The sequence below is a fragment of the Endothiovibrio diazotrophicus genome (assembly GCF_054657215.1).
Genome location: NZ_BAAHXB010000036.1, coordinates 37447 through 48439, shown reverse-complemented (window position 1 = coordinate 48439; position 10993 = coordinate 37447). Strand labels below are relative to the sequence as shown.

Sequence of the window (10993 nt, the reverse complement as noted above, 5' to 3'; positions counted from 1 at the left end):
CCAACGCACCTCCACCACGCCGCCACTCACCCTCACCTCCGGCCCGGCGATCAGCGCCGGCGCCTGGAGGTCCGCCGCGACCGGCGTCTGGAAGGTGATCGGCGCGGCCTGCGCCCGATTCCCGGCGCCGTCGCTGGAGGAGGCGGTCAGGCGATAGGCGGTCCCCGGGGTGAGACCGGTCAGCACCAGCTGGTGATCGAAGCGTTGGACCAACTCGGCCGCCGTCCGTCCCTCGCCACCGGCGGCCGGGGCGTAGGCCACCCGGCTGTCGGCGATCTCGTCGGTCCGCCAGCGGATCACCGCCCGGTCGAGCGCCAGATAGAGCGCGGCGGGCACCTCGACGAACTGCGGTGGCGTGACATCGGCCTGCGCCGGGGTGGTGAAGCCGCCGCCGGCGGCCCGCCGCTCGCCGGCGATGCTCTCGAAACGCACCGGGTTGCCGGCCAGATCGCAGGATTGGATCAGGAAGGAGTGGGCCGCGCCGGGAGTGAGGCCGGTGAGGGTCACCCGGTGCTCGCGCTGCCGGCGACCGTCGCCCAGGGTGCGGTCGGTGGCGCCGCCGAGCCCGTAGGAGACCACCCCGTCGGTGGGCTCGTCGGTCACCCAGAAAAGGGTGGCGGAGGTGGCGTCGGCGCCGATCACCTGCGGCGTCTCCAGCAACAGCGGTGCCGCGGTATCGGGGAGTGCCGCACTGCGGAAGGTGGCGAGCGCCGACGTCCAGCGGTTGCCGGCGCTGTCACTGGAGCTCGCCCGGAAGTGGTAGAGGGTGTCGGCGGCGAGCCCGGTGAGCTGCACCGAGTGCTGGACGGTCAAACGACTCTCGGTCGCCCGTCCGTCGAGGGCATCGGCGGCGGTGCCGAAGGCCACCACCCCGTCGGCCGGCTCGTCGGTTCGCCACTGGATCAGCGCCGAGTGATGGGTCAGCCCCACCACCCGCACCTCGCCGATCAACATCGGCGGGGTGACGTCGGCGGCGGCCAGGGTGGTGAAGGTGAACGGGGTGCCCAACGTCGGCCCGTTGCCCTGCGCATCGGAAGAGGAGACGGTCACCTGATAGGCAGTGGCTGCGGCCAGTCCGGTGAGGGTCACGCTGTGGCGGGTGAGCGGACGCTCATCGCTGAGCACCTGATAGTGGACACCGTCGTTGAACGAGACGCCGCTGGTGGCAGGCTCGTCGGTCTCCCACTCGACCATCGCCTCGCGATCGCTGATGCCGGTGACGATCGGCCCGGCGACGATCACCGGGGGTACGGTATCCGCCGCCGCCAGGGTGGTGAAGGTGACCTCCGCACTCTGCGTGGGGCCGTTGCCGAGGGCGTCGCTGGAGCCGACCGTGAGCGCATAGGTGGCGGCGGGGGAGAGCCCGCTGAGACGGAAGCGGTGCTCGACGGCATACCCGCCGTCCCGCGCCCACACGCTGCCGTCGGCGGCGAGGACGACGCCGTCGGCCGGCTCGTCGGTGCGCCACTCCACCGTCGCCTGATCGGCGCCGATGGCGGTGATCACCGGCCCTTCGATGATCACCGGCGGCGTGCGGTCGGCCTGCTCGCCGGTGCGGAAGGCGACCGTCGCGGTGACCGGGCCGTTGCCGGCCGCATCGCTGGAGGAGACGTCGGCGACATAGTCGGTGGCGGGGGCGAGACCGGTAAGGGTCACGCTGTGGACGGTGGAGAAGGCGCCCTCCTCGGCATGGGCGGAGCCGGCGCTGACCGCGCCATCGGCCGGTTCGTCGGTAAGCCACTCGATCACCGCGCTGGTGGCGCCGATCTGGCGGGCGTGAGGGCCGGAGAGGATCCGCGGAGCGGTCTGATCCAGATGCTGGAGGATGATGTCGTTGCGGGTCGCCCCGGTGATTTCGACACCGGGCACCACGGTATCGAGAAAGCCGCTGTCGGCCGGCGGATAGATCTTGAACTGATAGCTGCGGCCGGCCAACCCCAGGCGATAGGAGCCGTCAAGCGCGGAGGTGATCAGCTCGCCGCTCGTCCCGTCCGGGTAGTAGTCCCTCAAATAGCGACCGTCCGCGGAGGAGTCTCCGTTGGCGCTCACGCCGACTCCCGGCACCGGCACGCCGTTGCCGTCGGTGGTGAAGCCCGCCACGGTGTAATAGGGGGGCAAGACGATATCCTGGACCGTGTCGCCCGTGAGCGTCAGTGACTGATAGCGGTGGTAATAGAAACGGCCGGAGGTCACCACGGTATCGTCACTGACCCGGGACTTGCTCAGCATGAAGGCGTACGGCCCGGGGGCGGCCGAAAAGCGGTATCGGCCATCGGCACCGGTAACGTCGTAGTCGATCAGCGTGGGGACCGCTCCATCGGCGTAGAGGCCCACCCAGACGCCGGCCACCGGGGTCGTGCCGTCGGCGGCGAGGAGCGTGCCGCTGAGTTCGACCGGCCCATCGACCGGCAGATCCACGGCGGGCTCGTCGCCGAGGGCGAAATCGACGAGGCGCGTGGTCGCCAGCGCCCCCCCCGCGGGAGGTTCCAGGGTGAGCTGGTAGGCGGCGGGGAGCGTAGTGAACGAGTAGCTCCCGTCGCTCCCGGAGTGTACCGGGCAACCCTCGGCGCCGAGGGTGACGGTATAGGTGACGTAATCCTCGGTATACCAGCGTGCCGTCGCCTGAATACCCACCCCCGCCACCGGCGTACCGCCGTTCACGGTGTGGCCGGATACCGTCTGCATCGCGGGGAGGGCAACGTCCAGGGTGGTCTCGCCGGAGACGCTGAAGTTGTGGTAGCGGTCGATCAATAGAGCGGTGGGCGCCGCCAGATTGCCGCCGGCACAGGCGCTCCGCTCGATCGACAGCGCATAACTGTCCGGTGCCAGATCGACGCTGTAGCTGCCGTCCGCGGCGGTGGTCACGCTGGCCACCCGCACCCGTCGGTAGCGCTCTTCGATATGGATCTGGAAGTTGTCCGCCGGGGTGACCCCGTCCGCCGCGGTGAGCACGCCGTGGACCCGCACGCCATCATGCACCACCAGGTCCAGCGGCCCCCCATCGACGACCGCGACCTGCGGGTGGACCGTGTAGGCGGGCGTCCCGCCGGCAGGCGGGATCAACTGGATCCGGTAGTCGGCCGGCAACAGCGTCAGCTCGTAGCTGCCATCGGTTGCGGAAAAGCGGGGACAGCCGTCGTCACCCTCACGTACGCCATAGGTTCCCAAGTCGGTCTGCCCCGAGGCGAGGCTGCTGATGCGCACGCCGGCGAGGGGATTGCCGGCCTCGTCCACGGTGCGGCCGCGGAGGGTCAAAAACGACGGCAGGGAGAGATCCCGTTGGGTGTCTCCGGCGACGCTGACCACCTGCCAGTCGGCCAGTTGGAAGAAGCCCGGCGTGCCCACCCCCCCGGTGGCGGCGCACGCCTCCTTGTCCACCTTCACCCGGTAGTCGGCCGCATCCACCTGGAAGCGGAATGCACCATCGGGGCCGGTGGTCAGTTGCCCCGCCAAGCTGCGGGTGGCCGCGTTGTAGAGCGTCAGCCGGATGTTCTTCGCCGGGGTGACCCCGTCGGCGCCGAACAGCGTTCCGCTCCACACGGCGTGGGCGGCGAGGAGGAAGACGTTCTGCGTGGCGTCCCCGTCGCTCACCGCCACCGCATCCACCTGGGACGCCTGATAGGCGCTGCCGGCGGGCGGCACCACCGTCAGGCGGTAGCTCCCGACGAGTCCCGTCACCGCATAGCCGCCGTCCCCGCCGGTGGTCACCGTGGCGACCAGCGATCCGCTCGTCGCGTCGCGCACCTCGACCTGCGCCTCCGGCAGCGCCTGCGCCCCGCCGAAAACGGTGCCGCTCAGGGTATGGGCCAGGCCCGGCGCCCCCCACAGCAGTCCACACAACAACCCGACCAAGCGAAAAGCCGACCAACGCGCGTCCATGAGGTTCCCTTCCATCTCCGGGACCGCCCGACCCGCGCAATCGCGAAAATCAGCCGATCATGCTAAGGATTTTCCTCAATTATCGGCACGAACGTATGTTCGGTTCCAGAACATAAATGGTGATTTGGAGCCCGGAATTTTCCTACGGGTTTTTACTAGCCCGCATTTTTCACCAGTCTCCGTAGCGAGGGCACCGAGATCCCGCTGTGACGGGGCGCGCGGACCGGAGGGTGACGATGGCATAGCTGACACTATGTTGAGGAGCCCGGAGGGAGCACGCCCCGTCACAGCGGGAAGATCGGCGGCCGCAGTAGGAGACTGGTGAGAAAGGCGGGCTAGAGGGAAAGAATCCGCGCGACCAGCTCGCCGTCGGCCGGAGTGAGGCCGTGGCCGGCCGGCGTGAGGTAGAGGGTGGCCCGACCGCGCAGGGCGGGAACCTGGTTGAGGTCCTGACTGAAGGCGGGGACCAGGGCGTCGCCCCCCTGGCGCACCACCGCGTAATAGGCGATGTCGGGGTGGGGCTGGCGGTTGAGCCAGTCGGTGAGATTGCCCGGCGCGACGGGGGTCAGATCCACCAGGGCGGCGCGGGAGTCGCGCAGGTAGCGGTAGCTGCCGCCCCCCACCATCTCCTTGAGGAAATCGACCCCGGGACCGGGACAGAAGAAGGGCCGCCCCTCGGCCACCTCCAACCCCTGCAGGGCGCGCCCGGTGCCCAGATTTGGGGTGGCGATGGTGATCAGGGTGTCGACCCGCGGCGCCCCCGGCGCCACCAGGGCGAGCCGCGCCACCAGCCCACCGGCGGAGTGGCCCACCAGGTGGAGCGGCTGGTCGGGGTAGCGGGCGCGCAGGTAGCGCAGCTCCGCCAGCAGCTGCCCCGCCTGGAGGGTAAGCGGCGCCTCGGCGATGCTCTGGGCACGATAGACCGTCCGCTCGCCGTCACCCCGGCCGCCCACCCGGTAGACCCCGCCCGGCCCGGCCACCACCACCCCGCCATCGCGCCAACCGTGGCCCTCCAGCACCGGCACCACTCCGGAACGAAACCAGGTATCGGCATCGGCGGCCCAGCCGTGGACCAGCACCAGCAGATCGGCACGGGCCGGGGTGGCGACGAGCAGGGCGAGCCAGAGGAGGGCGAGCAGGGGGGAGCGGAACATGGCGGACCTCTTCGGAGACGGGGGGTAGGTTCGGACGCGCTTTTTATACCACGAAGGACAAGCCGCCGAATCGAAGTCCCCACGCCGGCAGACTATAGTGGGTGGGCGGAATAACAGCGGAGCCGACCGGAACATGAAACCCCTCCTCGCCCTCCTCTTCTCCCTCATCGTCCCGGCCACCGTCCTGGCCGCCCCGCAGCCGGTCAAGCTGATCGAAAGCACCATCGAGGCGGCCGGCCGGCAGGAGGCGGTGCAGGTGCCGGACGGTTTCCAGTTGGAGCTGCTGACCAACCGGCTGAACGGGCCACGGCTCTTCACCTTCGCCCCCGGCGGCGAGCTGCTGATCGGATCGCGCTCCGGCAACCTCTACCGGCTGCCGCCCCCGTACACCGATCCGCAGGTGCTGGCGACCCTCGACGGCTACCCCCACAGCGTCGCCCTGCGCGGCAACGACCTGCTGGTGGCGAAGACCGACGGTCTCTACCGCGCCCCCTACCACGACGGGACGGAACACATCGAGGCGGGCGCCTTCACCCGAGTGGCTCCGCTCCCCGCCGGCTCGGGACACAACAGCCGCAGCGTGGTGATCGGCCCCGACCGGCGGATCTACGTCTCCCTGGGGATCAGCGGCAACTGCAGCGATCAGTACATCGGCGAGGGCTACCCTTTCGACCAGCGACGCGGCGGCGTGCTGGTACTCGACGAGGGCGCCGATCCGCCCGTCTGGCGCCCCTACGCCGGCGGCCTGCGCAACCCGGTGGGCATCGCCTGGCGCCCTCGGGACGGCACCCTCTACGCCTCCAACAACGGCCCCGACCACCTCGGCTACGACCTGCCGCCGGAGTACTTCAGCCGCCTCACCCCCGACTCCTTCCACGGCATGCCGTGGTTCCAGTACGACGGCCACGCGATCCGCCGCGACGCCTGCATCGAACGGGATCCGCCCCGTCCGGCGGCGGAGGTGACGGCGCCGGCGGCCACCTTCCCCGCGCGCAACGCCCCCATGGGGGCCGCCTTCGTCCCCGACGGGGCCGGACTGAAGGCGCTGGTCGGCGACGCGGTGGTGGCGCTGCACGGCTCCTGGGGGACCCGCCCCGGCGGCGGCGCCTACGGCAGCGCCGCCAGCCGGCGGCCGCCGGCCCTGGTGGCGGTGCGTTTCGAGGGGAATCGGGCGACGGGAGTGGTTCCGCTGGTGAGCGGCTTCCAGCGCGTCGACGGCAGCCGCTGGGCACGCCCGGTAGGCGTCGGGGTGGGGCCCGACGGGGCGCTCTATTTCACCAGCGACGGCGGGACCAACGGGCTGTTCCGGTTGCGCAAGGAGTAATCCCCTTGGGGGACCGGAGCCTTTCGGCGCCAGGTAAAAGGCGAAAGGTCAAAGGTTAAAGGTTAAAGGAAAACAGGCCATGCCAATCTGACATATCGCTCTCCAAACGGTACGACGTGGAGAGAACGGGTAGCGTCGAACAAAGGTCCTTTCGCCTTTAACCTTTCACCTTTGACCTTCTATTTCACGAGCAGCGCGACACCGGAGCCGAGCAGCACCACGGCGACGATGCGGACGAAGGCGCCACGCGAGAGGGTGGTGTGGACGTGCCCCCCGACATAGAGCCCGGCGGCCACCGCCGGCAGGCCGGCCAGGGAGAGCAGCAGCGCGTCGCGGGCGTAGAGCCCGCTGACCGCGAAACCGACCAGCCGCATGCCGCCGTCGAGCAGGAAAACGGTGGCGATGGTGCCGCGAAAGGCCGCCTTCTCCAACCCGCGGATGGTGAGATAGATGACGGTGAACGGTCCGCCGGTGGCGAACAGGGTGCCCACCAGGCCGGCGAGAAAGCCGGCGGGGATGGACCACACGCGGGAGCCGCGCAGCTCGGGCAGCGGCAGCAGCGAATAGAGTGCATAGGCGATGACAAAACCGCCCAGCGCGCTGGTCAACAGCCCCGGCTCCACTCGGTGCAGCAGGTAGAGGGCGACGACGATGCCCACCAGGGTGAAGGGGAGCAGCGGCCACAGTTCGCGCCACTGGATGTGGTGACGATTGCCGAAGCCGTGCCCCACCGAGCCGAGGTAATCGAGCAGCACGACCACCGGCACCACCACGATCAGCGGCAGCAGCAGCGCCAGCAGCGGCACCGCTACCAGGGCGGAACCGAAACCGGCGATGCCGCGGACGAAGTAGGCGGCGAAGAGGATCGCGGCGACCGCGCCCCATTGGGAGATGGTCAGGCTTTCGAGCATCGCGGGTGATGTCGGCGGAGAGGGGCGCGTACCCTACTCTCCCCGGGACAGCGGGTCAATTTCCCCTCGCCCGGGAATTCCCCTATCATCCAAACGCTATCAATCAATTCGTTAGGGACGCGTAAAGAATAAATTACCCCGAATTGCGCCGGATCGCGGCTCGTCTTCAAGGGTCGCTCCCGGCGTCCTGCCTCCCGCGACACTTGCACGTCCCCGCACATCGCGCGGCAAGGGGCGCATCGCCCGGCCAGGTAGCCCTTGCCGCAACGCCGAAGACGGGCCGCGAGACAAGCAATTCGGGGTAATTTATTCTTTCCGCGTCCCTCATGGCCCGAGTCCGGAACGTTACCGGGGTGAGTCCCCCGGCCATCCTAACCCTCGACACTACGGAGCCGTGCACCATGCACAGCCTGACCGCCCGCCTGCAATGGGGCCTGCTCGGCCTGACCGCGCTGGTCCTGCTGCTTGCCGGAATCTCCCTCTACCGCAACGGCATCGATGCCGCGGCGATCGCCACCGGCCTCCTCGCGCTGACCATCCTCGGCCTGCTCCAGCGCTCCCTGCGCCGGCTCCACCGCCAACTGGTGCACACCTGCGATGTCGCCGAGCGGATGGCCGCCGGGCGCTTCGAGGAGCGCTTCACCCACCTCGGCGACCGCGACGAGCTGGGGCGCACCGGCTGGGCGATGAACGATCTGCTCGACCAGTTGGAGACCTTCGTGCGCGAGGTGAAGGCCGCCTTCCACGCCGCCAGCGAGAGCAACTTCTCCCGCCGCGCCTTCCCTGAGGGGCTGCACGGCGAGTTCGCCGACATGCTCGGGCGCATCGGCCAATCGCTCAAGGTGCTGGAGGACAACGCCAACAACAACCTGAAGAACGTGCTGCTCTCCGAGCTGGGGCTGCTCAACTCCAGCAATCTGATGAAGAACCTCAACCAGAACCAGAACGATCTGGTGCGGATCAACGGCGAAATGGAGTCGGTGCGCGCGGCCTCCGGCGAGACCGCCACCGAGGCGCTGAGCGGTCAGCAGGCGGTGGGCCAGGTGGTCGCCGCCCTCGGGCGGATCGGCGGGCAGATCGACGCCATGGGCGAGAGCGTCGGCAAGCTCAACCGCCAGAGCGAGGAGATCGGCCGGGTGCTGACGATGATCACCGAGATCGCCGAACAGACCAACCTGCTGGCGCTCAACGCCGCCATCGAGGCGGCCCGCGCCGGCGAGCACGGCCGCGGCTTCGCGGTGGTCGCCGACGAGGTGAAGAGCCTCGCCGAGAACACCAAGCAGGCCACCGGCGAGGTGGGCCAGATCGTCGCCTCGTTCCGCCGCCAGGCCGAGGCGATGATCGCCGAGACCGCCACCATGCGCGAGGAGGCGAGCGGCTCCAGCGGGGTGATAAGCGAGTTCGAGCAGCGCTTCGCCCGCTTCGCCGAGGCCTCCAACCACACCGTCGAACGGCTGCAACTGGCCCAGGACATCAGCTACACCTCGCTGCTCAAGGTGCACCACATCATCTACAAGCAGAACGGTTACATCGCGATGACCGAAGGGAACGACTCGGAGCAGGCCCGCGCGGTGCGCCAGACCCATGCCCAGTGCGACCTCGGCCGCTGGTACGAGCAGGAGGGGCGTGAACGGTTCGGCCATCTCCCCTCCTTCGCCGCCCTCACCGCCCCCCACGTCAAGGTCCACGAAAGCTTCCGCCAGGGCACCACCTGCCTGGAGCGCAACTGGGGCCGCTGCCGCGACGACCAGGTGGAGATCCTCAACAGCTTCTACGCCGGCGAGGAGGCGAGCCTGGAGCTGATGGAGCTGATGGACCGCTTGATCGCCGAGAAGCACCCGCAACACTGAACCCTGGCGCAGCGCAACGATGGATCGACAACGGCGCACCCGTCTGCTCATCGCCGCCGTCCCTACCGCGGCCTCCCTGATCGCCGCCCTGCTCACCGGGCGGGCGGAGTTCTACGCCCTCGGCCTGCTCTTCTTCGCCGCCCTGCTGATCACCCCCTGCCCGCGGCCGCCCCCACGGTCGACCCTTCCATCGCCCCTTCCATCGACCCATCCGTCGACCATGAGCCGCATGACATCGGAGGAGCCCGCTCCCGTCGAAGCCCCGCCGCAGGAACCCCGCAAGCCCCTCCCCGCCCGGGCGGCCGCGGACGACGCCCTGCCGGAGGAGCGGGAGTCGCCCTGCCCGCGGCTGCTCCAGGAGCAGCGGACGAGGCGACGGGCGGAGCGCTCCGCCCGCCTCCACCGACGGGTCGCCGGCGGCCTGCGCCGCCACCTGCGGGAAACCGTCGCGGTGCTACGCGACAGCGACCGCCGCGAGCGCCTCGCCCGCGCCGCCGCCCTCCAGCGGCGACTCGCCGACCTGGAGGACCTGAGAGACCTCGAAGGGGACCGCCTGGAGGTCGACCTCCACCCTTTCTCCCCGCGCCGTCTCGCCGAAGAGCTGCTCGCCCGCCACGGGGCGCGGGCGACGGAGCGCGGTATCACCCTCAGCCAGCAGTGCCACGACGGACTGCCACCGACCCTGGTGGGCGATCCCGGGCGCCTCGGCCGCGCCCTCGACCACCTGTTGGAGAACGCCGTGGAGGCGGGCGGTTCGCGCTTGATTCGGGTCTTCCTCGAGCCGCTCCACACCGGCAACGACCGCCTGCGCCTGCGCATCACGGTAAGCGACGGCGGCCCCGGCCTCAGCCGCGAGCGGATCGCCGCCCTCACCGAGCCGGGGGTCGACCCCGACGAAACGGAAGGAGAGGCGGTGGGGCTCTACTTCGCCCGCGCCCTCACCGAGGCGATGGGCGGCAGCCTTGGGGTCGAGAGCGCGCCGGGCGAGGGGAGCCGGTTCTGGCTGGAGCTGCCGGTGGAGGCGCGCGAATCGGCACTGGAGGGGGGGGCCACCACCACCGTGCTGGTGGCCGAGGACGAAGAGGCGACGCGGATGATCGTCACCGCCCTGCTGGAGCAGTCCGGCTGCCGGGTGATCCGCGCGGTGGACGGCCGCCAGGCAGTGGAACGGGCGGCGGAGCACACCCCGGAGCTGGTGCTGATGGACCTGCAGATGCCGGAGATGGACGGCTTCGAGGCGGCCCGGCGGATCCTCGCCCAATCCCCCCTCCCACCGCGCATCGTCGCCATGAGCGCCACCGACGACCCGCGCGAGGAGGCCCGCGCCCAGGAGGCGGGGATGCCGCGTTTCATCACCAAGCCGCTCACCCTCGACAAGCTGCGTGCGCTGCTCTCGCCCCGGGCGTGGAGCGACCGGCCAGACGCGCCGGCGGCGGCCGTCCCCGCCGAGGCCGCCGAGGAGCCGGCCGCCGCGGTGTTCAACCCGCAGCGGCTCACCGAGATGATCTTCGACCTCAGCGCGGTGTGGATCGACAAGGTGACCCGTACCGGCGCGGTGTCGATCAGCGAGACCGCCGAGGCACTGGCGGCAATGGACCCGGCCGGGGAGCTGGAACCGCTGCGCGCGGCGGCCCACAAACTGAAGGGGGCGGCGGGCAACAACGGCCTGGATCGGCTACGGGCGCTGGCCGCCGAGCTCGAGCGCCACGCCAGGGAGGGGGAGCGGGAACCGATCAGCGGGCTGCTGGCGCAGGTGGACCCGCTGGTGGAGCAATCCCTGGAGGCGCTGGCGGCGTGGAAGGAGAATCCGCGGGGGTAGGATGGTGGACGGTTACGACGCAGAGCGTCATAACCAGAAAAGGGACGGTTACGACG

General features: G+C 70.1%; 6 protein-coding genes. 3 read left to right on the top strand and 3 right to left on the bottom strand.

The window, feature by feature from the left end; all coding sequences use genetic code 11:
- On the bottom strand, positions 1-3879 hold a 3879-nt coding region (locus ACYQ2W_RS11110), incomplete at its 3' end, for a fibronectin type III domain-containing protein (RefSeq protein ID WP_459866491.1).
- Positions 3880-4214: 335 nt separating this feature from the next.
- Entirely contained in the window at positions 4215-5033 is an 819-nt protein-coding gene (locus ACYQ2W_RS11105; protein ID WP_459866488.1) for an esterase/lipase family protein, read from the bottom strand.
- A 133-nt stretch (positions 5034-5166) separates the two neighbouring features.
- On the opposite strand from ACYQ2W_RS11105, the gene ACYQ2W_RS11100 reads away from it, so the two are divergent.
- Positions 5167-6357 (top strand): PQQ-dependent sugar dehydrogenase, encoded by a 1191-nt coding sequence (locus ACYQ2W_RS11100; RefSeq protein ID WP_459866485.1) that lies wholly within the window; start codon positions 5167-5169, stop codon positions 6355-6357.
- A gap of 179 nt (positions 6358-6536) precedes the next feature.
- On the opposite strand, the gene ACYQ2W_RS11095 is transcribed toward ACYQ2W_RS11100, so the two are convergent.
- Entirely contained in the window at positions 6537-7268 is a 732-nt protein-coding gene (locus ACYQ2W_RS11095; RefSeq protein WP_459866482.1) for a sulfite exporter TauE/SafE family protein, read from the bottom strand.
- A 401-nt stretch (positions 7269-7669) separates the two neighbouring features.
- Here ACYQ2W_RS11095 and ACYQ2W_RS11090 point away from each other — a divergent pair, with 401 nt between their 5' ends.
- Together ACYQ2W_RS11090 and ACYQ2W_RS11085 are read left to right on the top strand one after the other, a co-directional pair.
- Complete coding sequence (locus ACYQ2W_RS11090; RefSeq protein ID WP_459866479.1) at positions 7670-9118, top strand: methyl-accepting chemotaxis protein; 1449 nt, start codon at positions 7670-7672, stop codon at positions 9116-9118.
- Between the two features lie 19 nt (positions 9119-9137).
- The gene (locus tag ACYQ2W_RS11085) at positions 9138-10937 is read left to right on the top strand and encodes a response regulator (RefSeq protein WP_459866476.1); all 1800 of its coding nucleotides are present in this window, start codon (positions 9138-9140) and stop codon (positions 10935-10937) included.
- Positions 10938-10993: the final 56 nt, after the last annotated feature.